Raw genomic sequence first — 20,543 nt, forward strand, 5'->3', positions numbered from 1 at the left:
TTGGACGTAATCATTCACCCGTTCGTCTGCCGGCGCAGCGAAATCCAACTCAATCGGCTTATCATCTAAACCGGTTACCATCTCTTGCCGCTTCGTAGTCTTCGGCATATTCCCACCCCAGTTCTGCAACGATGCCCATAAGCACCAAGTAATCAAAGCGTTCGTTTTTAGCTGTTGGTGGCAACTCAGCAAAAACCGGATCATCCTGCAATTGTGCGTCCACCTCGGCAACCACCCGGCGCAGGACCTTATCAAACTCCGATGGACTGCGCTTGCCCGGTGCTGACAATGTACTTGTACCTCCATCATGCCCAGCGACCACCATAGCCCCTATAGCTGCATACAGTGCCATAGAACGGGCATCTTTAACCGATAGCCTGTTGCCCCTCGGGTGGTTGTGAGCAAGCACTAGGCTACCAGCAGGAACGCTAAAGAGCATATCCTGCACTTTAGGTGTGAAAGGCACTTTGTCCTTACTGCCCGTAACCCTCGCTATCTCCTTGCCATCGAAATCAGCCAACGACAAATAGCCCTTACCAGTCTTGGAGCCCTCCCGCACCAGTTCTCGGCTAATGTCTGCTATTTTGTCAGCAGCAGCCGGTGATACATTAGGGATATCCACGTGATAAGAAGCTTTAGGATTGTATGGCCTGTTTGGTATGTCCTCTAACTCAGGCGCAGCCGTTTTAACATCGTTATTGTTTGGTTCGACTGGCTTGATCGGCTCAGTCACACGGTCAGTAGCAGGAACATTTTCCTTGGCCCACTGCTCATAGGTCATGTCGCCGGGAACAGCCTGATTCTTGCCGTCCTCGTCCCGTGCTATGCGTTCCTGTACGTTGTCCTCGTAATGAGGAATCGTTGTGGAGCGGCAATAAGCATGCAATGGTGGGTAATTTACTCCTACCTCTGCCTCGCTAATGGCGAATATCTCTCCATCCATGTGACGGCAGATACTTGATGTGCGTTTATCCAGGGTAGCCGTAAACTTGTATTGCTCCACGCCCAGTTCCTTATAAGCATCCATACGGGATTGACCAGCGAAGTAGGCTGATTCAGTTTGTATGATCCGTGCTGCAGCTGATCGGGAAACACCCATACGGTCAGATAAGGCGTTAATCATCTTGTCCGGTGTATCACCGCGTATCATGCCTTGTGTAAGCACGGTTTGAAGCTCATGAACCAACTTATCACGGTCTTTCCAGATCCGCGCAGAGAAGTTTGAACCATCCGCTGCCCAAGGTTTCGATATGACCGCTTCAATCTGCCGCTTGTCCAACTTGGAGAATGCGACGCCCAGCCCGGTGCCTTTATGGAGCTCAAACACAGAATGATAGTAACCATCCTTGTATATATCGCCCATAAGCTCTTTAGCGCCTGCCTGACGCTTTCCAGTTAGTACCTCGACATGCTGGCGCATCTGCATCTGTAGAGCCTCCAAGCGGGTCATGCGAACGCGTATGGATGCATTCTCAAGCTCTTTCATCCAACGCTGATCAACCGCATTTTCTCGGCCTGCCTTGATATAGTCCTCGACGGTCCATTTGAACTCTTTGAGCTCGCCAGCTTTGAGCACTTGACGCGCTTCCGCTAGGCTGATCTCGTTATTCTTAGCAAACCGCTGGTAGAACACGTCAATATCTTTTTGGATGGATGCGTTAGCCTTGGCATACTCAATCTCCATCTTCCGGACATAAGCATCGCCTTTGCCTAATAACGCCTCATTGAGGGTATCCATGCGTTTAGACCAGTATTCCTCGGACCTCATGACTGTTCAGCCTGCTTTTGCTCTGTCTCAGGAGGATTGCCTCCTGTACCACCGTATGCCTGGTCTGGATTATTGCCAATTGGCTCAGATTCTTCTTCTTTCTTTCTTTCCATTTCCTCCTGAGTGTTGGTCGTCCAAGGATGGTTGGCAATAATCGTTTCCATAGATTCAATCCCCACGCTGTTCTTAGCATTTGTTATCGCTTCTGTTTCGTTAATGAGGACATCTCGATTAAATATAAAATCAACTTCATATTTTGAATAGTCATTGCCTGTCGTATTGGCAAGATGCTGGTCTACAAACCACAAAAGCTGTTCCATAGAAGCTTGAAACTCTGTCTCTATGGTGTTTGCATCCATATCAAGGTCATTATAAGCAAACTTGATGGCTTGTCCTGATTTGTCCCCTTTAAAGTCTTCCGATTGAGTATCCATGCCACGCCCAAACTCATATATCGCCTTCCGTAGCATAGTTACGTGGTTAACAAACGCTTCTGTATCAATGTCAAGGCTGAGAGTATCTACACCGCCTGGATCCCTTACCTTAATCACACGTAACTGAGACAGATTACGCCGCATTTCACCCACATCTGTACCATCGTAGTTCTTAATGACATAAATGCTGTTGGGTAAATCCTCCAAGTTATTGGCGTTCTCCGACATACGTTTATCGTAATCATCAACAAGTGTCTTGAGTATTTCCACTAACGGCATTTCTTCGTCATTGTACTTAAATGGGACGAACGGTACGCGCTCCCAGTTCAATTTCTCCTGCCCGTTCTTCGTTTGCGCCGTGAAGTGCTCTTTTAATTCCTCGTAAAGCATAAGATCGGGGCTAATTGTAGTATCCTGTACCCACTTCATCACACCGTCAGTACCCCATAGCTCTACAATATGAACAGTCTTTTTCGTCTTGGCCTCATAGACTTCCATCGGATAGAATCGGATCATCTTGTCTAACTCCGTATGGGCGCCATCTTTCCACAGCGGTATACACTGTTCTGACGGAATCACCTTAAAGCTCAACTCACATTTTTCGGAATAGTAGACTTGCAGCCAGCCGATACCTTTATTAATAGCGTTTTTCCCAAGATTCTTGAGTTGACGCAAGAATGGTTTGCCAAAGAAACTATCTAATTGTTTTTTGTATTCGTCCGGGCCATCTGTTTGTATGCTGATAGGCTTAGATAATAAATACCCGGTCTTTTGGTCAACTAACTTCCGGACGAATCCGTGAACCAATTTATTGTTAGCCAGGTTCTTAGCTTCGACTTGGGCGCCACCCTCTCCGATGATATATCGTTTGTGTTTAAGTATCTCTGTCTGGTTACGGTAGTAAGCTTCCCCCGTTAGCATCCATTGATAACGTTGTGAGAGTTTGAAGTCGTTAACCTCTTGCTGCGCTATCTCTCGGTTGGTCATAGGAGCATTCTTATCGAGGTTGTACATTATTTCTTCTGCTAATGTCATAGTGTCCTCCTTCCTCTAAAACTCAAATGTAGGTCCTTTACGCATTCCCTCTACGGCATACCGAAGTGCGGCCATTGCATCATCAAAAAAATTGACTGGTTCATCTGTATAGGTGTTTGTCTTAGAATCATGTTTCCACTTCCACTGCTGCATTTCCTTAATCGTGTTCGAGCAGCTTGGATGGATGTGTATCTTATGTTTTTTGAGCCAGTCAATTTGAGCGTTTACGCTACCCGGTTCCTTGACTACGGCACTAGCCTTGTACCCTGCATTACGCCAAGTCTTGATGCGGTCAGGCTCGGCAGAATCGCAATACATTGGTATCCGCTTATCCAACTTCCCGTCAGCTAAGGCTATGATTTCGCCCGTATCTTTCTCATGTACGTATATTTCGTTGCAAATAAAAATCTCACCATCTTTGAATCCGACAGTGAGAATCGCGTTCGCATGATTGAAACCAAAGTCCTGCCCGAATGTCATACTATCGAACATGGCGAACGATGTATCAAAATCATGCACTGTATAGTTAGACAAGATTGTTCCCCCTAATTCGCCCCATTCACCAAGACCATAAATCTTATATCCGTCTGGGTCCCGTTCTTTACGGAGCATCATACGGCGGTGGTAAGCATCATCAATGAATCGGTTCATCAGGTACGTGCTATGGTTCGTTATAATATCCTCGTGCTCAGTGTCAAAGTATTTTCCCTTGATCCAGTGAGTGGCGGATACTGGGTTAAATGTGAACGTCATCTGATAATAGAGATTTGGGTTATCCAATATCCCACGGAGCCGGTCATCTAATATATCAATGTCCGATTCTTGGAGCTCAGTTGCTTCCTCGACCCAAATCCAAGTCAGCTTACCATGAGCAAAGTTGATTGATTTTAATTTTTCCCGGTCCCTGGCATCGTTAACACCACGGAAAATGACTTCATTGCCAGTAGACTTATGTTTTATACTTAACCGCGATTGGGGCATGTCCCAATAATCATCTACTTGGTCCCCGTAGATGCGATTAATTGCAGCCTGTAGTTCAGCGTATGTGCTGTTTCGGTTAGTGTCATTGACCTTTCGGATACAAAGAAGGTTGGCGCCCTTATACCGCGAATCTGAAAGCTTGATAACGTAATCTTGAGCCACATTCACCGATTTGCCAGAACCAGCAGATCCCTTGAAGACTCTATAGCGTTTACGAGTGAGGTTCATATCCTTGAAATTCGGGTTGAACGAGACAGTTACGGCACTCATGACCCATCACCATAATCAACGATAATGTGAATAGGCTCTTTCTTTTCTGGTCCGTCCATCTTCTCGACTTCGCCCTTCAGCTTCTTGATCCGCAGTTGCTGTTCCTTGTCGGCATAACCAAGGCGACACATTTCCTCATACCGCTTAATGAGTCCTTGTAATGTGGTCATAGCGCGGCTCTGAGCATTCATAAAAGCAGCATGTTTATCCCAGGCATGTTGGTATTCCCACTTCTCAGATCCACCAAAAGCGTTATCGGCAGATTCGGTCATCACCTTGGTCACGTCTTCCTTATCCTCAACGTACATAATTGGCTGAGCAGCTATAATCGCAGTATATTGGATCATGATGTTGTCCCAAATCATATCAAGCGGCTCACGTTCTGCTATATGCTCCATGATCTCTACAGTTCTTTGTGGGAAGTATTTACGAAAGAACCCATGCGTCACAGCCTTGTCGTTGCCATAGGGACCACCAGAACCGCCACTATTACCCACCGCGTTCTTGTTGCCTTTAGGAGCTCCATGGCCCGCAGCGTTCCGGTTCCCCTTTGGCGGCCCGCGTCTTTTTTGGGATGCATCTTTACCGTTGGACGCATCTTTTGTGGATTCGGATGCATCTTTATCCCAACCTTGCCGCTGTTTCCGACTCTTGATTGTGGGATATTTGATACCATGCTTATCAGCTAGGTCGGTTAAGGAGATATCCGTTGTTTCGTATTCTTCTCTAATTGCTGACCAATCCATGACTACATTTCACCACCCCCGGTTGGTTATTTGAGTTGGTTTTGCGCTATTGTGGAGAATCAAGAGGTTTGCCGATCTTCCTACCGATTAAGCGCTGCTGCCCCTTCAAACATTCGCTCATATGCCTGCTCGTATTTGGTTACAACAGCTTCCAAGCCTTCTATAGCCTTCTTCCTTCGAAGTTCATTTCTCCATTGCCATACGCTTAGCGATATGCCTGTGAGCGCCAAGACGATTAATAGTATTTGGATAATCGTTTCTGGTAGTACTACAACGACATAATTATGTCCCAAAATTTCATATCCCCCTTTCGGCAAAATAAAAAAGCCGCCTATTGGCGACTACGAAATATATTCATTTTCAGGCGGCTTCGGCTTCAGCCATTCACCTTGCTCATTGATGAATGCATCTTTGTAGCGGCCTGATTCCAACTGTCTTATTATATCCTCTTCTTTAGCTACCAGTATTTTAGCAAGCTGAGTAACAGTATAGTATTCACTACTTTTGTAGTCCAACTGTATAGGAACCGCCATTTCGTACAACACGTTCAGAAATTCATTAAACGTCAACTTGCCCATGTTACTTATTCCTGAATAATAAGACGGTTTATAGTTGGCAAATTCTCGAAATGATTTTCCTTGAAACTCTTTCGCCAAGGCGTTACTAAGACGTACGCTCATGAGATTACCGAACCTTGTCTTAAAGTTCATTTTTTCCATTTTAGCATATTTTGCTTTGAATGCGATTATTTTTACAAGAGGCAAGTATTTGCGATTACCCTCTTTCAAACGCATTCTAAATTGTTCACGATCCATTATCATCGGCTGTACCATCCTCTAAGGCGTGTTTAACCGACATTTTACAGCACGTTTCTTATAATCGTAAACAGATATTAAGACACACAGCGGAATCGAACCGCTATAATCCTGTATGTGTCATAAACGCAAAAAAGCGGCGGTTTCCCGTCGCTCTCTCACTTATATTTTAACGGTAATTATTTCACAGCGTTTACCGTTAATCGCTATAGTCCGCATTACGTGCGGAACAGTCTGCCGCCCTTATTGATGGGGTCTTATTACCCTCTTTACGGCTGTCTCAAATTTATTGGTAATTAGTTTCGATGTAGGCGAGGCGTGTATCGCGGCCTTGCGTCTATTCCGCCACTACATCATTGGATAATCTTCCTTTAAACTATAAGATAACAATCATTTATAGGTTATCCCTATATATAGGTGGCATTTGCCCCACAAAAAACAGGTGTTTTAGGCTAAAAATAGATTGTTGTTGCGGTTTTCTTGAATTTTTTCTTTTGCCCGCTTTAATAGTGTTGATATATTTCCTCTAGATAATCCCAAAACATCCGCAATATAGGAATGAGGCATACAGTGACCGTAAGAGAGAAGGAAGCAATCTCTTTCTAAATCCGTCAGGACCCTTAGGGCTTCCTCAATTACAAAGTAATCACTATCAGTCAGATTGCTCGGGCTTCCGGCTTTAGAATTACTAACGTATGCCTGCATGCGTAATGGATCTACTGGCCGTTCACGTTGGTAAGCTGCAAGTCTCTCTACCCCTCGTTTGTTCCCCGGCCTCCTGCCTGTCGCAAGCCACTCTTCCACGAACTCACAGTCCGATATCATGCCCGATATGGCCTTTTTATCGTCCGCGTCAGCCTTCTTATACAGCCTTGCAGCTATATTCCTTGACTTACGGTAATTCAGCGCTGTAGCCCCTCCTAAGTCCTGCACAATAGGCGTCTGTTCCGTATCTTCTTCCGGTATCATGTTAACGCCTCCTTATTTGTACTATTTCCATCAATTCGAACAAATCCATCTGACCACTGCCGGCAAACTCGCTAGAATCCTGTATAAGACCATCATCCAGCCACTTACGCGGCGCCTGCTGTTGGTAATGAGGCCAAATAGGTTCGCCTTCGATGGATCGGGTAGCATTCACCTTTTCCGCCTTAGCTGTCCATACCCAATGTGTAGATGCGGTCACTCTATCGTTGTTATCTGCCATATTTAATCCTCACCTCGCTTGGCTGCATCTATTAAGCGTGGTTTATTCATGTGCTAACACACCCTGTACCCAATTACGGAATGTATCCCACTTGGACCATTTTGGATTCCCAAGACTGTAGTCTCTCTTGACAGTTACCCATTGAACGTAGGCCGTGCCTGATTCCCGTGTCTGAATTTGCAACACTTTACGCCATGTCTCACTTTTTCCAAGCTTTCCCCAGTAGATTGTTCCTACCTGTATATGTGGTTTATCTGTCATTGTTGTTTCTCCCCCTTTGTATTCCGGTGAGCACTCCCAGCAAATAGGCTGCCGTTAACCGCTCGTCTCCACTTGCGCACTCTATTACTTGGTATTCACCCAAACCCATATCCGCATATAGACAATAGATAATCTTCGGTTTATGGAAGAAGCCTCTTTTTATCGTTTCGCATTCAATTATTAGTTTTCGTTCCCCTATCTGTTCATTGACTTCACATAGATATCCGTACAGTTCGCTATTTGAATCTATATTGGTTTCAAAATGTCCATAAGTGAAAACTGCCATCTATATATCCTCCTCAAAGTATCCTTGCATTAGTGATTTTTAGAATAATAATCACTATCCACATAACAGGCCATAAAAAGATGCACTTAACCGTGTTGCTAAAATCATCTATCAACATCACAATACACAAATTGATAATGCCTAGTGCCATATAAATAGCAGCAGTCCAAAGTATTATGTTTAGCATGTTATATCCTCCCTTAGTGGGTGCAGGTGTTACCTACACCCTGCTTGATAATGTCATATGAGCAGCTTCTGCTCTCTGGCGAGGCGTGGCGGTTAAAAGCCATGAGACTCCTACAGGGTCCAAGCAGCAATCACTACTCCAAAAAACACCTGCGTCCATAATGGCAACCAGTTTATTCACATAGCCCTCTGCATCTACCTCTATAGCCTTTGCCTGTACCTCCAGAGAGGCGGCAGGATCAGCGCAGTAGTTTGTGGAGTCTGTCCATGCCTCTTCTGCTGTAGCTCTCCACTTTGCTTTTTTCCAGTCTCCTGTGAGCGGGTGAGTGTTGTACGTTCCGAAATCACCGATTATTACTACACGCGAATCCGTGTCGCGACTACATTCCCGTGCGTTATAAACCAACTCCGCCAGCACCCGGTTAAGCTGCTGGTCTGTCATATCCAACATATCTATATTTTTCATTTTTTTCTCAGCTCCACATTGGGTTTATATTTTTGTTTGACCAGTGAATAAGCAGAATTAGCAACTTTTCTTATCCATTCCTGGTTGATTGCTATTTCCTCATCTGACATTTCAGTTATCTCGTCCAGTGCTTTGAGCACTTCATATTTTTTCACATCTATCATCCTTCCCTGTATTGGTTTAATCCTCGTCAATCCTTTTTACATTATCCGAATAAGTTGTAATTTCTGTTTCCTCTTCGTCTATAACAATCGTTACGCGATCCTCTATGCTGTCATATCCGACTGCGCGCCCTTCAATTTCTGCACATACTCCAGCAAGGATTATATATTGCCCATTAATAGTGATTGATCTCATGTATCTCTCATCCTTCCAACGCTCCTGCACTCTGACGGAGCGTATTGTATTGGTGGTTACTCCCCTAATATTTCGTCTATACTTTTCTGGGCTTTTTCGTACCATCCAGTGGCAAGCAAACTTTCGATTTCTCTAATTTTTTGGGTGAGCTGGGCTATTGTCTGTTGTGCCTCTCTCAACTGCGCGCGCACCTCTGTTAAGTCCTCTTCCTGTACAGTGGCCAGGATGTCTTGGGAAAACTCTATCTTCCGTGCCTCTTCCAGCGCCTTGCGGAGCCTTGCTATTGTCCGGTCCCTCTCTGCTAGTTGCTGCTGGAGTGAGTCTACCTCTCCATACAATCTCTCAAGCTCGGCAAGCACAAAATCCGGACAGCCTATTCTATGTTTTGACAGCTTACTGAGTACTTCGTTAATATCTTTCATTTCTGTTCTCCCTCCCCTAATTTCTTGCCGCATTTACCGCAATACTCATAATCAAGAAGGGCTGAATCATTGATGTATAAGTATTTTTGTTCAGTCATATCTTTTGGGTGCAGACACTGTGTTTGTAATTCATACAAGGTCTGTCGTTCACTCACCTTTACCGCCTCCTTGTAGCAGCTCCGGGTTATCGTGTATGTTGCCTATTACCGTGATCTCTGCCGATTCGCTGAACAGATAATCTCCGTCCTTTCCGTCCAAGTCTTCAAGCAGATACGATCCGTCAATGTACTTAACAATTCCCGTCCGGCTGCCTGTAAGGGGATATGCAACTTCCTCCGATATGCATATATCATCTTCGCAGATTTCCTTACTATTTTTGTCCTTTCTTCCGGTGTATTGCATCAAAATGTAGACTCCATATTCCCCACTGCCTTCACCATTTTGGAAGTTGTAATATAGAGCTTGGTTATCATCCGTGAATATGATAGCGTCATGCTCATTATCCCCGCACACATGCATCCTTTTTAAATCCTTATCCCACACTCTGAATTTAATATCTCTCATGCTTATCGCTCCTTTGGTATAGGTGGTAGGGGGTGTATCCCCCTTAAAATAGGGTTAATTGACGATTGTCAAAGTTCATGAGAAGCATTTCCTCTGTGTCGATATCCGCACCGGAGCCGCCTACCACTTGCTTATGTGCGTTAAATGGATCTCGAGTGAAGTCGGGGTAAAGCTCTTTTACAAGCTGATCGTCGTAGTATGACAAGACGACTTTTCCACGTACATTGTGCAGCAGGTCCGCTAGGTCACGGTGATCACGCTCTGTGAAGCTGCCTGCGTAATATTTCTCCCTGCCCACGTAAGGTGGATCCACGTAGAACAGGGTATGAGGATCATCATATTTCTCAATAATCGTCCGAAAGTCTGTATGCTCGATCATCACACCTTTCATCCGCTCCGCGAAGTCCGGCAGTAGTTTACAGGCGCTAAGGTATCCGTTCGCCGGGCTTTGGCCAGAAACTGTACTGTGCCGCCAGCCTGTTTGCGGAACCTCTTCCGCATTCCCTTTGCCTATGGCTGACCGATTTAGATAAAAGAAACGTACAGCTCTTTCAAATTCATCCTCCGGCATCGCTTCACGTTTCCACCGTTCATAGAGCTGCCGACTATATGGCAGCGACTCACAAGCTTGCCGAAGCCGTTCAGGATCCGTTCTGTTCACCAATAAGAAATTAACAACCAGTCCGTCTATATCGTTGTATACCTCGTGGGTTATACGTGGTTTTTGAGCAATTACATGAGCTGCTCCGCCAAAGGGTTCCACATACTTCCTATGACTGGGGAAGCGGCTTATGATGTGCTGTGCATATTTGCTTTTACCACCAAACCAGATTAATGGGCTTCGTACTCCTTGCATGGTGTATCCCCCTTATAGACTGTCATTTATTGCTTTTATAGCCGCCAACACTGGGTAAACCTGATGTGGATTAACTGCATTGCCCAGCGCCTTGAGTCTTCCCGTCCGGTTTTTAATCCCTGTAGCAACCCTCGGCGGCTCCCAATCATATTGCTGCATACCCATGAGTGCCGGCTGAGCGTATGAATTAATAAAATCACTCAGGGCATTCAGCGGGTTTACTCCACTTCCGTCCAACCAGCCGGGAAGTTCATTAGAGCCTCTACCCATTCCGGATTGAGTTGGCCTGTGTACCCCTCCCTCATAATCGCTCCCGGAACTGTATCCCGTTCTATCTGAGATGCTGGCAGCGTTGCATTCTTGCTGTCCTGTGCTGCCGGTGTTGGCCGCATTTTCACAGCAGCATGTAAATCTGGTGTCCGACGTTCCCACTCCGATGGGCAATCCCCTCTCAGACTCGCTTTTGGAGTAGGCCATAGATTTGCATGATGTACAGCTCCCGATAGAGCATAGTTCCCCTTGCTGTCTCGGCTGTTTGGCCCTCCGTGCGGACCGTCCCCAGCCCTTGGAGTTGGCCATAGCTTCACCTGGTCGTTCAGATTCTGCGACCAGCCCTGTTCCAACTTCCTCTGCGCTCTCGGCCCGGCCGGGTTGTCTCCACTTCGAAAATCCCGCGCTTGTGGTGTGGCCCACAATGAAGACTCGATCTCTTCTATGGCTGGCGTAGACGGCAGCAGCCGGAATAACAAATGTTTGCGCGGTGTAGCCGAGCCCTTCCAAGTCAGTAAGCACCTCGTCGAGCCCCAAAGTGATGTGCCCAGCAACATTTTCACCAAGGAACCAATGGGGCCGGACTTCCGATAGTAGTCGAGCAACCTCCGGCCAGAGGTGGCGGTCATCCGCTTCGCCTCTTCGTTTCCCGGCATGGGAAAAGGGTTGGCATGGTCAAGGATATCCAGCGGAAATAAGGTCAATTGTTCTGGCTGGATCGTCATCGGACATCACTCCCTTCTCTATCAATTTTTCTTTTGTTAGTGTTCTGACATCTTCAAAAATAGGCACGTCAGGCCAATGTTTCTTTAAAACTTTTTGAGGGAATGGTTCAATTTCGCAAAACGCCGCTGGAGTCATTCCTGCCCATTCGGCTGCAAGAGTAATTCCCCCTATCCCCGCGAACAGATCAAGCGTTCGCACGTTTCCTCAACTCCTTTGGCGTATACTGATTATGACCGGGCGAATATTGTCTTGTATGCTCTGCTTTAGGTAGACATTCAAAATTGGAAATGTCGTTATTATCCTTGTCTTCATCAATGTGGTGTATATCCCAACCATCCGGTATTTCACCTTTGTGATAGACCCATACATCTCTATGCAAGAGACTTCTATCACCTACTGTTTTTCTCCAATAGCCCAATGTACCTTTTGTATATCTACTACCGTTGAATTCAACATAATCTTTAGATTGAGGTCTTTTTCTGAGTTTCAATGCTCGTCTCGAAAAACATTTATACACCGATTGCCTCGTTATTCCGTACTTAGTGGCTACCTCAGATAGACTCATGCCAAAAAGGTAGTCTCTATACATTTCTGAAACTCGTTCATCTTGTCTTAATCCAGGCATATGTCTATCCCCTTTATGGAGGGCTGTTCCCTCCTAAAATAGTGTTAATTGCACTGAACGCCTTGGCTCGGGTGGTATCCACTGCTTACCGTATTCCTGCATCCACTCTGCCACACTCTTACGGCGGTTCCACTCGCTCCGGGGAATCCAGCTTGTATTGTCTCCCTGTACAGCAGCGTTGTACGGGGCAAACCATTTAGGTAGCATCATTCCTAGCAAATGCACACGGGCACGGACAGGGCCGCATAAAAGGTCGTCCAGATAACGCATGCGTTCCTCTTCGTTCATTCGGACAGTTCCACCGATAAAAACCAATCTCTCGGTTTGCAGCAGCCCCGTATCTCCACCAGGCTGTAAGATGGGAACCGGATTGTATCCTCGGCGCCTCATATCCTGCAAATACCATGCTGTCGCCGCTGGATCACCAATCTCGTCATACTGCATGTACACATGTCGTGACTTGGCATGCCGATCAAGGTACGTCCGATATCCCTGGTAGCTAATGCAATCCTCCGTGAACGTTCCAGGGTCCCATATCACCGCTCTATTCCGCATATACGGCTCAAGCCAAGACGGATATTTCCGTAACAGGGTCGCACTCAGGAGCCAGTACGGTACGCTACTGGCCTGCTCTGCAAGGTGTTTTCGATTTACTCCCGCGACATATATGATCCGTTTCAGCAGTCATCATCCTCTCTTTGCACAGATGGCATAACTCACGAGTCGTATATATCCGATTACAGCCGCGGCATAATTTTCGATCCGCTATCATCTGTATCCGTCCTTGCATGGTGTATCCTCCTTATGGAGGGCTGTTCCCTCCTTCTTATCCCCAAAGGTGTGTTATGTCCTCTCTGCCCTTGGGGGCTATATATTTAATCTTCTGGAAGCAACTTGTTAAAGGCTCTACGGTATAATTCCGATACTTTTACCCTCTTTGCTCGCCCTTCTTGCCGGACGTTTACTTTGCCACTGTGTTCTTTTATAAGCACCGGTAAGCCTGTTTTCGTATGTGGAGCATATACTTTTCCATCTTCATCTATGCGATATGGATAATAGCCTGGGATATATTTCATCGTTTTATCACTCATTTCAAATACTCCTTTATACGTTGTTATATGAATTAATTTGATATTTTCACCCTGTGTTAAAACAGTATCCTATGCTTTTTTCTTCTTTTTCACTGGAGGCTTTAAAATGGCTTGTATGACTTCATCTTGGAATTTAGCTGTATTGGTATTACCTCGCAATGAACGGGCTATCTGGGCCAAAACAAACGCGTCTCGGACGTTGTCTGAACCATGCTGGAAGCCCCACCGTTTAAAAATCTCTACTGCCAATTCATCTTTCTTGGTGTTTCCCTTGCCTGATGCGAATTTTTTAAGCGCTGAAGGAGCTGCTTCCTGATATTTAATGTTGCGTTCGTATAAATTCAGTCTGATTCCCCAACCGATCCCACCGAGCAAGAAGCCAGATTGTGACGCAAAGCCAAAACCCTCTATCACTACCACATCGCCGTAATCTACGTTCTCGCAAACATCGGTGATGATGTCTGACATACGTTCCGGATCTTTCCCGGTTGCCGTTACTTCCAATGCATCCAGTACATTGCCATCTGCATCCAAGATGCATACCCCCGTTTTGGTACTTGGGTCAATTCCTACATATCTGGTCATATTGTTCACCTATCCTATTTTCTTTTTTCGGCCCGGCTTGCCTAGGTCACTTGCTTCACGTTTTTCCGCTATCTGATCTATCATATCTACTAACTTCCGCTTTATATAATCCGTTCGTGCTTCTGGCGGAATACCAAACATTGATCCCTCGCTTTGAATAAGCGCAACAATCCGGTCAGCACCAGCAAGCTTTTCATACAGGTGATATTCCCAAGTCTCAAAAATTGCGTCCATCCGGTTTGTGTAGTCCGTTGCCATCCGCCACACCTGCCCTCCGGTAGATTTCTTCATGCGCAAGTATTCGATAGTCATAATCTTTAGTTTCGTCATAAGCAGCAATAACCAGTTCAGAATTGGTCATGCTTTCAAACGGTCTCACGTTCAATTCTCGGCCTCCTGTGCTTTCTCCCACTCCAACTCTGCTCTAGCTATACGAAGCGATCCTTCAAGGTCCTTATCTAAGTAGTCATAGTCGTCTATTGGATTCATGGGGTATCCTCCAATGGAGTTTCATAGATATTCCCAATTAGCTCACCCTTGTATAGGCCATTCTCCATACCTCCACGCAAGTTGTACGCGGCTCGCGCATAAACAAATCCGATATCGTATTCAACGACAGTTCTTTTTTTAGGCTGTCTTTCTTTCGGGAAATATGCCCCATCGCTATAATCAAGTTCTTCTACGATATCCCCCTCATATATCTCTTTACCGTTACGGTCTTTTAGTCCGGTGGAGTCCTGACGGATGAATCTACCTGGAAACATGCTTTCGTGGATGAACGTACCGTTCTGTCTTAATACAAATTCTCCTGATAAACCTATGAATAACTGCCCGATACATCCTACATGTGCCTCGTTGATGTTCTCCCAAAAGCACTTACTTTCTGTGTCCCAGACTCTATATGGTCTACTCACTTGTATCCTCTCCTTTCAAAGCTGCACGTGCATGTGCTTCTCTTATCTCTTGTATCTTCTTATCCAACCTTATCAACCTCTTTCCTTTGTTCATTAGCTGGACTATCTACAGTCATTTCCCATGCTTCATATGCAACAATTTCAGCTATATCAAAGCCAAACTTAGCGTGTGAGGTTATACCTTCAAACTTATATCCTGACAATCTCGAACCATCGTTAGACCGTTCAAATTCAAAATTTCTAGCACGGATTTCAATTTCTTTACCATTTCTCAAATGAACTTTTATCTTGTACATGGTTTAGACCTCCTCAATGTCATCGACTTCAATTTCATCTGTTTGCCCATTCCGTAATGCATCCCACCAATCGATTGCCGATTCAAGGAGTTCGTTTTGTTTTTTCTCGGTAAGTTCATAAAATTCATCTTCCGTCAAATCCAGTTCTACTTCATAATCCACGAGTACAGTTGCTCTTCCTGATATTTTAATCATCCCTTATTCCTCTCCTTTCCCTTTAGGGGCTGTATTAATAGCGATCTTCGTAAGCAACAAACTCTTGTCCAACCAAATTACAAAGCTTTTCTAGCGCGCTGTCATAAGCATAGGATAAGGACACAATTCTTTCGCCGTACTCTTCCCGTTCCTGCTTCAGGTCTTCGATGATTTTTTCTATCTCCTTTTTCATTCCTCTATCCCCTCTCCTTGGGTAGCTATTAGAGCTGCTAAACAGATGGCTTCGGGCATAGTTTCTCTAAACGCAGGAGTGAAAATGCCCTTAGTTGCGATATGAAAATTACACATGTTGTCTCCTAATTTTGCTTCACCTCGGATGAAAGAACCGCTTTTTTCAGATACTTCACCAAGCGTGAATGAGTAACCGTTACCTCTCACACGTTCTAACACTTTCCAAGTTGCTCCCATTCCGGTAGAGTAAACAGGCAAGTTATTCATCGCTCCCGGCTCGTCCGCTGCTCTAACCCAAACTTTCCCATAAGGTCTTTTTTCACGAACCACCGTCAGTCCCATAACTTCTTCTGCCACCCAAGCATCCCGTTCCCTCGGTTGCATACTATTCCATTTAGCTATTACTTCATCACGATTCATATCCGATCACCTTTTCCTATAATATTTTCAGCTTTTTGCGGCGCTCTCCGAACAGCTTTTCCTTAGCTTCTTTTTGACTCACCGGATAAACAGGTCTAGCCAAAAACGATATAACCAAATCAGTTCCTTTAAGGGCTATCTCTGTATACTCTTGGATTTTGTAATATTGACCCCTATTCAAAATTGTTGAGCCAAGACCATACCTTTTCAATTCAACGTCATCGTATTTACCTTTGATTTCGAGTTCTACAACGTAATTGCTAGGCTTACGAGTATGAATCTTGGTAGGCGCTTCGCGGTCAAGTCGCTGGCATGTATACCAGATTATTATCTGATCGTGCCATAATTCGTATTTTTCAATGCCGATCACAAGCATAGGTTCACTCGTATTGTTTAACGTAAAAGTGTCACCAATTTTGTGCGGCTGCTTGAATAGGCGGAAAACGCATCTAATCGTCGTAATCAGCCTTTCCATCCTATCTTCTTCCCTTCTTATTGGAGTCTATAATTCATATCTTCACGGCTGCCGTTTATAACCGCTCTGTAGTCTTTTGTAACTTCGGCGATCCGGCTTCCCATTGCCTCATCAATATCCAACAAGTCCGAGATGCTGCGTTCAGTGCTAGCCAGTATGGGTTTGTTGTTCAAGTAACGATAGTTCAGCACTGCCCATGCCGTTTCAAACTGGAATTCTGTCGGTTTGTCTCGGCCTTTGAATAGATCATCCAGGAACAAAACTTCGCACTGCTGCATACGATGGATGATTTCTTGCTTTTGCTCGAAACTAGCATTTGTTAGTTCCTTGATCCCTTCAACCCACGGAAAGTAAAAGACCTCAACACCTTTGCCAAGAAGGTTATTAGCTATCGCCGCAAGTAAGTGAGTTTTGCCAGAACCAGGATTCCCCATCAAGGCTATACTGTTCTTCTTATTTCCCCGAATCTCCTCAAAAGCGATTGCATAAGCCTGTGCAATCCTCTTAGCTTCCTTGATTGCATCAGGTCTGTCTGATACATCAAACGATCCAAATGTTTTATTTTTGAATTCATCAGTTATTTGGGCCACTTTAACCTTGCGCTGTATGTCCTCAATCTTTTTAACATTGCAATAAGTGCACTCCCGAAGAGTCCATGTATCAACCCATATGTCTCCAGTGTCTTTGCAATGCTGGCATTTATATGAGTCCTGCGAGTTCTTCGTCACTGAATTCTCGGACATTCGATGTTTGGTCATAGCGCGTAATTTTTCGATCCGATCCGCCATATCCTTTTTTAGAATCCCCTTGGTACTTTGGAAGCCCGGAACTTCCTCCATGTCTCCGCTCCTCCTCTTCTACTCTTTTGACAACCCAGTTTAAAATAGCTCGATAATCGCTAGCGTATTTTTTATTGTTTGCCCCTTTGTAGTTGTCCAAGATTTCAATCATTTGTTTTGTTTTATCCTCTCCATAGAAGGAAATGAGTTTGTCATATTCCTCCTGAGATAGATTTACGAATTCAGCGTATTGGTTCTTTTTAATATCTTTTTTACTTTCTTTTTTATTTCTTTTACTTTCCTTTCCTTTACTTTCCTTTGCATCATTTTGCATTGCACCTGCATCTGTTTTTGATGCATTTGCATTATTCCAGCGTTTATTAGCTGCATTTGACCTTGATTCGCTGATTTTTTTCTTCTTTTCCATCCGTCTTAATAGTGAGTTACTCCAAAAAAACGCCCCATCACTTTCAAAAAGACCAAACTCGTTTATACAATCCATAATAAAGCTCTGTATTTTCGTACTATCTGCATACAATTGCAATGCAAATGCATTAAAAGAGTACTTTGATTGCATATCTAATTTGTAGTCACTATCATCACGCATCATCTCGACTAGCATCCAGTACCATCCGTATCCTTCAGCACCGTAAACACTCAGCATGTCTAGTATTTTTTTGTCATTCCGAGCGTTGCTATCATGTGAGAAGTAATATGCCTCTTTCATTTCACCACCCGCTATTCTTTGTCCTGATCGTATAATTGCTGTCGGAACTCCGCCGCCCATTCCCGGCCGGCTGCCGTATAATCTATCCAGTTATGACACGTCCCACTGTTTACGCTGGGGCCACACAACATAGCTACATCGTTTACTGTCGTTTCTCCGTCTATCTTCCAACGCCGTATAAGGTGAGCGCATTGCAAACCCTCAACACTCCCACAACGTTCACAGCGACCGCCTGAGCGCACCATGGCCTTGTTATATACCTCGCTACTGATCCGTCCGCGCATCTTAGTAGTAGGCTTACGGCGTCGATATGATGGCTTAGGAGCTGGATTAAATCCGAACTGTATCATGCTGCACGCCTCCTATATATCCGTCTGCAACTTGAGGATGCTCTGTAATGCCGAAACTTGAACCTTGATAGCATCTGCCGCTTTAATGCCAGCTTGAAACTGCGTCTCTGCCAAGTCCCGTTCAAACAGCAGCTTTGATACGTTCCCCTTAGCCATATCTGGTATAAGTGTCACAGGAACTTTATCCTGGCGCAGCTTAAACATTTCTTTTGCTAACTCTGCACGATATACACGCTCTGTCTCTGCCTTATCACGGCCCAAACCGAATAGCGCATCCGCTGACTTTCCGAGTCGTTTCGAGGCGGCATACAATTCCTGTGTTACATTGACTATTTCCATAATTAAGCCCTCGTCAATTCAAAGTCTGTACCATGTTTTCGATTAATCTGCTCCAGGAATACCTCAAATTCATCTTGCGCCACCTGTAAACCTTCATTCGTAGCAATGAATTCAAAGTCAACTTTGGTACCTCTCCTATTTGGCTTAAGCCATTTAGTAGGACGATGCCGACTTTTAAGCATATCCATCCAAATGAACGCCTTCCCGATATCGTACTCTTTTTGGTCCAGACTACTTTTTAATCTTGGGTATTGAAGTTGCCCACCAATTATAGATAAATTCATTTTGCATGCCCTCCTAGAAAGGTAAATCATCATCGTCAATATCAATTGGCTTTCCGTCGTCCGCAAATGGATCTCCATCATATCGAGGGCGATGGTCAGGTTCGTTCGGGTCCCCTTGACTGCGATTGGACTCCAGGAAACGCACATTGTCCGCTACAACCTCAGTTACATAGACACGCTTGCCTTCGTTGTTCTCGTAGTTACGCACCTGTACACGGCCCTCTACGGCGGTCAGCCGACCCTTTTTAAGATAGTTGGCGCACGTCTCTGCAAGCTGCCGCCAGGTCACAATAGGTAAGAAGTCCGTCTCACGTTCACCGCCTTGACTCGTAAATGGACGGTCTACAGCCAGGGTGAAAGTCGTTGTAGCAATTCCGTTCGGGGTATATCTAAGCTCAGGGTCCTTGGTTAAACGGCCTATCAAAATCACACGGTTCAGCAACTTAATTTCCTCCCTTGTTCTTGTCCTGCATCATTTTGGTCAACACTGTATCTGCATCTTTGGGATGCTGCGCGACAAAAGCTTCAATGCCTTTCAAATCGCCGTGAATAAGTTCATATTTAGCTTTAATGCTTGGTGTAATGGCCCCGGCATCAGTCTTTGTTTTGTTTGTTGTGCCGTTTTTGGGGTCAACCGATCCTGTATTACCGTCGTCGTCATCCTCGGAGGCAATCCCCAACAATGCTGTAAGGCTGTAGCGGCGTCCGTACGTTATAGCAGCTCCGATCCCTTGAGAATTGAAGTCTTTATCTCCGTTCTTCTTAACTTGAAACCCTGGTAATTTAAGCGGGTCGGACTCAATAAATTCGCCGGACTCATGAAACAACACTGTTTTAATCACAACGTTTGTTTCATCTGTTGAAACTGGTTGTACATATGAAAGACCATTGTCTGCTAGAGGCTCAGTGATTACAGCCACTACACCCTCCAGCGGAACGTACTTGCTATTAAAAAAAGGATTGTCGCTATCTTTTTTGGGTTGCTTTACTTGTTTCTGAAATTTCGCCAGAGCTGTCACTATATTTGCGATGCTTTCACTCATTCGCATCTTTACAACCTCCTAAAAGTGTGATATTGTTTCCGTAAATTGTTATTAATAAGCGGTTTTATTTTCGACTCCGGTTGCCGCCAGAGTCGTTTTGCTTTCTAAGCCATTTCGCACGTCATATAAAGCTTCAAGCACATATTGCAGCTTTCCATCCCTAAAGATTAGCAAAGGCTCTACTATGTTATTGAGCGACTTACCACGGATTTCAGTTTCAGATTGAAGTTCCTCCAGCGTTTGGATAGCTTGTTCTAACTGCGTTTTCACGCTTCATTCCCTCCCTTTGTTCACGCCGAATACGGCGGTATTCCCGATAAGCAACGTCACTGCTGAATATAAACATCACATTTCCGTTTTCTTTCTCGATGGTTTGTCCACCAACTTGCAATAAGGCCTGTAGATCGGAGTAGTTATTGCTTCCTTTGCAACGAGTTTGCATATGCATCGTCTATCACCCTCACAAGCACCTGATTTTTACACTCAACGGCGTCCAGCATGCATTCCATACAGTGTGGTTCTTCATGCTCATAGACCAAATACTTGGCTTCTGCGCTGCATCCGCATTTGATCACCAT

At 44.9% G+C, this 20,543-nt stretch carries 39 protein-coding genes and 1 pseudogene; all 40 read right to left on the reverse strand.

Features of this window, described 5'->3' with window-relative positions; translation table 11 throughout:
• Positions 1 to 61 precede the first annotated feature (61 nt).
• A complete protein-coding gene (locus JO375_RS21955; protein WP_229526454.1) occupies positions 62 to 1,768 on the reverse strand; it encodes a minor capsid protein in 1,707 nt (568 codons plus the stop codon).
• Positions 1,765 to 3,237, reverse strand: coding sequence for a phage portal protein (locus tag JO375_RS21960; protein ID WP_229526455.1), 1,473 nt, complete (start codon positions 3,235 to 3,237; stop codon positions 1,765 to 1,767). The genes JO375_RS21955 and JO375_RS21960 overlap by 4 nt, the downstream gene beginning before the upstream one ends.
• A gap of 15 nt (positions 3,238 to 3,252) precedes the next feature.
• On the reverse strand, positions 3,253 to 4,488 hold the full coding sequence (locus JO375_RS21965) for a PBSX family phage terminase large subunit (protein WP_229526456.1): 1,236 nt from the start codon (positions 4,486 to 4,488) through the stop codon (positions 3,253 to 3,255).
• Positions 4,485 to 5,234: a phage terminase small subunit gene (gene terS / locus JO375_RS21970; RefSeq protein ID WP_229526457.1), complete on the reverse strand. Its 750-nt coding sequence runs from the start codon at positions 5,232 to 5,234 to the stop codon at positions 4,485 to 4,487. The genes JO375_RS21965 and terS overlap by 4 nt, the downstream gene beginning before the upstream one ends.
• A gap of 80 nt (positions 5,235 to 5,314) precedes the next feature.
• A complete protein-coding gene (locus JO375_RS21975) occupies positions 5,315 to 5,551 on the reverse strand; it encodes a hypothetical protein (RefSeq protein WP_229526458.1) in 237 nt (78 codons plus the stop codon).
• A gap of 24 nt (positions 5,552 to 5,575) precedes the next feature.
• On the reverse strand, positions 5,576 to 6,067 hold the full coding sequence (locus JO375_RS21980; RefSeq protein ID WP_229526459.1) for a hypothetical protein: 492 nt from the start codon (positions 6,065 to 6,067) through the stop codon (positions 5,576 to 5,578).
• Positions 6,068 to 6,496: 429 nt separating this feature from the next.
• Complete coding sequence (locus JO375_RS21985) at positions 6,497 to 7,018, reverse strand: sigma-70 family RNA polymerase sigma factor (RefSeq protein ID WP_229526460.1); 522 nt, start codon at positions 7,016 to 7,018, stop codon at positions 6,497 to 6,499.
• Between the two features lies 1 nt (position 7,019).
• Positions 7,020 to 7,256, reverse strand: a complete 237-nt coding sequence (locus JO375_RS21990; RefSeq protein ID WP_229526461.1) for a hypothetical protein — start codon at positions 7,254 to 7,256, stop codon at positions 7,020 to 7,022.
• A gap of 42 nt (positions 7,257 to 7,298) precedes the next feature.
• Positions 7,299 to 7,517 carry a hypothetical protein gene (locus JO375_RS21995; RefSeq protein WP_229526462.1) on the reverse strand — a complete coding sequence of 73 codons (219 nt, stop codon included), beginning with the start codon at positions 7,515 to 7,517 and terminating at the stop codon, positions 7,299 to 7,301.
• Positions 7,507 to 7,803 carry a hypothetical protein gene (locus JO375_RS22000; protein ID WP_229526463.1) on the reverse strand — a complete coding sequence of 99 codons (297 nt, stop codon included), beginning with the start codon at positions 7,801 to 7,803 and terminating at the stop codon, positions 7,507 to 7,509. Before JO375_RS22000 ends, JO375_RS21995 begins: the two co-directional genes overlap by 11 nt.
• A gap of 220 nt (positions 7,804 to 8,023) precedes the next feature.
• On the reverse strand, positions 8,024 to 8,455 hold the full coding sequence (locus tag JO375_RS22005) for a hypothetical protein (protein WP_229526464.1): 432 nt from the start codon (positions 8,453 to 8,455) through the stop codon (positions 8,024 to 8,026).
• Positions 8,452 to 8,610, reverse strand: coding sequence for a hypothetical protein (locus JO375_RS22010; protein WP_167438255.1), 159 nt, complete (start codon positions 8,608 to 8,610; stop codon positions 8,452 to 8,454). Before JO375_RS22010 ends, JO375_RS22005 begins: the two co-directional genes overlap by 4 nt.
• Before the next feature lie 25 nt (positions 8,611 to 8,635).
• On the reverse strand, positions 8,636 to 8,812 hold the full coding sequence (locus JO375_RS22015; protein WP_229526465.1) for a hypothetical protein: 177 nt from the start codon (positions 8,810 to 8,812) through the stop codon (positions 8,636 to 8,638).
• Between the two features lie 56 nt (positions 8,813 to 8,868).
• The gene (locus JO375_RS22020; protein WP_229526466.1) at positions 8,869 to 9,234 is read right to left on the reverse strand and encodes a hypothetical protein; all 366 of its coding nucleotides are present in this window, start codon (positions 9,232 to 9,234) and stop codon (positions 8,869 to 8,871) included.
• Entirely contained in the window at positions 9,231 to 9,389 is a 159-nt protein-coding gene (locus tag JO375_RS22025) for a hypothetical protein (RefSeq protein ID WP_229526467.1), read from the reverse strand. Before JO375_RS22025 ends, JO375_RS22020 begins: the two co-directional genes overlap by 4 nt.
• Positions 9,382 to 9,798: a YopX family protein gene (locus JO375_RS22030; RefSeq protein ID WP_229526468.1), complete on the reverse strand. Its 417-nt coding sequence runs from the start codon at positions 9,796 to 9,798 to the stop codon at positions 9,382 to 9,384. Before JO375_RS22030 ends, JO375_RS22025 begins: the two co-directional genes overlap by 8 nt.
• A 43-nt stretch (positions 9,799 to 9,841) precedes the next feature.
• The gene (locus tag JO375_RS22035; RefSeq protein ID WP_229526469.1) at positions 9,842 to 10,654 is read right to left on the reverse strand and encodes a DNA adenine methylase; all 813 of its coding nucleotides are present in this window, start codon (positions 10,652 to 10,654) and stop codon (positions 9,842 to 9,844) included.
• Between the two features lie 12 nt (positions 10,655 to 10,666).
• Positions 10,667 to 10,924: a hypothetical protein gene (locus JO375_RS22040; RefSeq protein WP_229526931.1), complete on the reverse strand. Its 258-nt coding sequence runs from the start codon at positions 10,922 to 10,924 to the stop codon at positions 10,667 to 10,669.
• 447 nt (positions 10,925 to 11,371) lie between these two features.
• Positions 11,372 to 11,785 (reverse strand): annotated as a pseudogene (locus tag JO375_RS25180) (DNA cytosine methyltransferase); the annotation flags it as partial.
• Between the two features lie 49 nt (positions 11,786 to 11,834).
• Positions 11,835 to 12,275 carry an HNH endonuclease signature motif containing protein gene (locus tag JO375_RS22050; RefSeq protein WP_229526470.1) on the reverse strand — a complete coding sequence of 147 codons (441 nt, stop codon included), beginning with the start codon at positions 12,273 to 12,275 and terminating at the stop codon, positions 11,835 to 11,837.
• A gap of 33 nt (positions 12,276 to 12,308) precedes the next feature.
• Positions 12,309 to 12,830, reverse strand: a complete 522-nt coding sequence (locus JO375_RS22055) for a hypothetical protein (RefSeq protein WP_229526471.1) — start codon at positions 12,828 to 12,830, stop codon at positions 12,309 to 12,311.
• 320 nt (positions 12,831 to 13,150) lie between these two features.
• Positions 13,151 to 13,366, reverse strand: a complete 216-nt coding sequence (locus tag JO375_RS22060; protein WP_229526472.1) for a hypothetical protein — start codon at positions 13,364 to 13,366, stop codon at positions 13,151 to 13,153.
• Between the two features lie 69 nt (positions 13,367 to 13,435).
• Complete coding sequence (locus tag JO375_RS22065) at positions 13,436 to 13,951, reverse strand: crossover junction endodeoxyribonuclease RuvC (protein ID WP_229526902.1); 516 nt, start codon at positions 13,949 to 13,951, stop codon at positions 13,436 to 13,438.
• 9 nt (positions 13,952 to 13,960) lie between these two features.
• The gene (locus tag JO375_RS22070) at positions 13,961 to 14,209 is read right to left on the reverse strand and encodes a hypothetical protein (RefSeq protein ID WP_103046793.1); all 249 of its coding nucleotides are present in this window, start codon (positions 14,207 to 14,209) and stop codon (positions 13,961 to 13,963) included.
• Complete coding sequence (locus tag JO375_RS22075) at positions 14,169 to 14,336, reverse strand: hypothetical protein (RefSeq protein WP_229526473.1); 168 nt, start codon at positions 14,334 to 14,336, stop codon at positions 14,169 to 14,171. Before JO375_RS22075 ends, JO375_RS22070 begins: the two co-directional genes overlap by 41 nt.
• Positions 14,337 to 14,436: 100 nt before the next feature.
• The gene (locus JO375_RS22080) at positions 14,437 to 14,865 is read right to left on the reverse strand and encodes a YopX family protein (protein WP_229526474.1); all 429 of its coding nucleotides are present in this window, start codon (positions 14,863 to 14,865) and stop codon (positions 14,437 to 14,439) included.
• A gap of 59 nt (positions 14,866 to 14,924) precedes the next feature.
• A complete protein-coding gene (locus JO375_RS22085; protein ID WP_229526475.1) occupies positions 14,925 to 15,161 on the reverse strand; it encodes a hypothetical protein in 237 nt (78 codons plus the stop codon).
• 3 nt (positions 15,162 to 15,164) lie between these two features.
• Positions 15,165 to 15,356, reverse strand: a complete 192-nt coding sequence (locus JO375_RS22090; RefSeq protein ID WP_229526476.1) for a hypothetical protein — start codon at positions 15,354 to 15,356, stop codon at positions 15,165 to 15,167.
• Positions 15,357 to 15,390: 34 nt separating this feature from the next.
• A complete protein-coding gene (locus JO375_RS22095; RefSeq protein WP_229526477.1) occupies positions 15,391 to 15,549 on the reverse strand; it encodes a hypothetical protein in 159 nt (52 codons plus the stop codon).
• On the reverse strand, positions 15,546 to 15,968 hold the full coding sequence (locus JO375_RS22100) for a BC1872 family protein (RefSeq protein ID WP_229526478.1): 423 nt from the start codon (positions 15,966 to 15,968) through the stop codon (positions 15,546 to 15,548). The genes JO375_RS22095 and JO375_RS22100 overlap by 4 nt, the downstream gene beginning before the upstream one ends.
• Positions 15,969 to 15,984: 16 nt before the next feature.
• The gene (locus JO375_RS22105) at positions 15,985 to 16,443 is read right to left on the reverse strand and encodes a hypothetical protein (protein ID WP_229526479.1); all 459 of its coding nucleotides are present in this window, start codon (positions 16,441 to 16,443) and stop codon (positions 15,985 to 15,987) included.
• 17 nt (positions 16,444 to 16,460) lie between these two features.
• On the reverse strand, positions 16,461 to 17,186 hold the full coding sequence (locus tag JO375_RS22110) for an ATP-binding protein (protein ID WP_229526480.1): 726 nt from the start codon (positions 17,184 to 17,186) through the stop codon (positions 16,461 to 16,463).
• Positions 17,143 to 17,949, reverse strand: a complete 807-nt coding sequence (locus JO375_RS22115; RefSeq protein WP_229526481.1) for a DUF4373 domain-containing protein — start codon at positions 17,947 to 17,949, stop codon at positions 17,143 to 17,145. Before JO375_RS22115 ends, JO375_RS22110 begins: the two co-directional genes overlap by 44 nt.
• 11 nt (positions 17,950 to 17,960) lie before the next feature.
• Positions 17,961 to 18,299, reverse strand: a complete 339-nt coding sequence (locus tag JO375_RS22120) for a hypothetical protein (protein WP_229526482.1) — start codon at positions 18,297 to 18,299, stop codon at positions 17,961 to 17,963.
• A 12-nt stretch (positions 18,300 to 18,311) separates the two neighbouring features.
• Positions 18,312 to 18,638 (reverse strand): hypothetical protein, encoded by a 327-nt coding sequence (locus JO375_RS22125; RefSeq protein ID WP_229526483.1) that lies wholly within the window; start codon positions 18,636 to 18,638, stop codon positions 18,312 to 18,314.
• Between the two features lie 2 nt (positions 18,639 to 18,640).
• Positions 18,641 to 18,922, reverse strand: coding sequence for a hypothetical protein (locus JO375_RS22130; protein WP_229526484.1), 282 nt, complete (start codon positions 18,920 to 18,922; stop codon positions 18,641 to 18,643).
• A 13-nt stretch (positions 18,923 to 18,935) separates the two neighbouring features.
• Positions 18,936 to 19,364 carry a single-stranded DNA-binding protein gene (locus JO375_RS22135; protein WP_229526485.1) on the reverse strand — a complete coding sequence of 143 codons (429 nt, stop codon included), beginning with the start codon at positions 19,362 to 19,364 and terminating at the stop codon, positions 18,936 to 18,938.
• Position 19,365: 1 nt separating this feature from the next.
• Positions 19,366 to 19,965 (reverse strand): ERF family protein, encoded by a 600-nt coding sequence (locus tag JO375_RS22140; protein WP_229526486.1) that lies wholly within the window; start codon positions 19,963 to 19,965, stop codon positions 19,366 to 19,368.
• Positions 19,966 to 20,016: 51 nt separating this feature from the next.
• Entirely contained in the window at positions 20,017 to 20,235 is a 219-nt protein-coding gene (locus JO375_RS22145; protein ID WP_229526487.1) for a hypothetical protein, read from the reverse strand.
• Positions 20,236 to 20,378: 143 nt separating this feature from the next.
• Positions 20,379 to 20,543 carry a hypothetical protein gene (locus tag JO375_RS22150; RefSeq protein ID WP_229526488.1) on the reverse strand — a complete coding sequence of 55 codons (165 nt, stop codon included), beginning with the start codon at positions 20,541 to 20,543 and terminating at the stop codon, positions 20,379 to 20,381.

Source organism: Paenibacillus farraposensis (assembly GCF_020736845.1).
GTDB classification, from domain to species: Bacteria; Bacillota; Bacilli; order Paenibacillales; family Paenibacillaceae; genus Paenibacillus; species Paenibacillus farraposensis.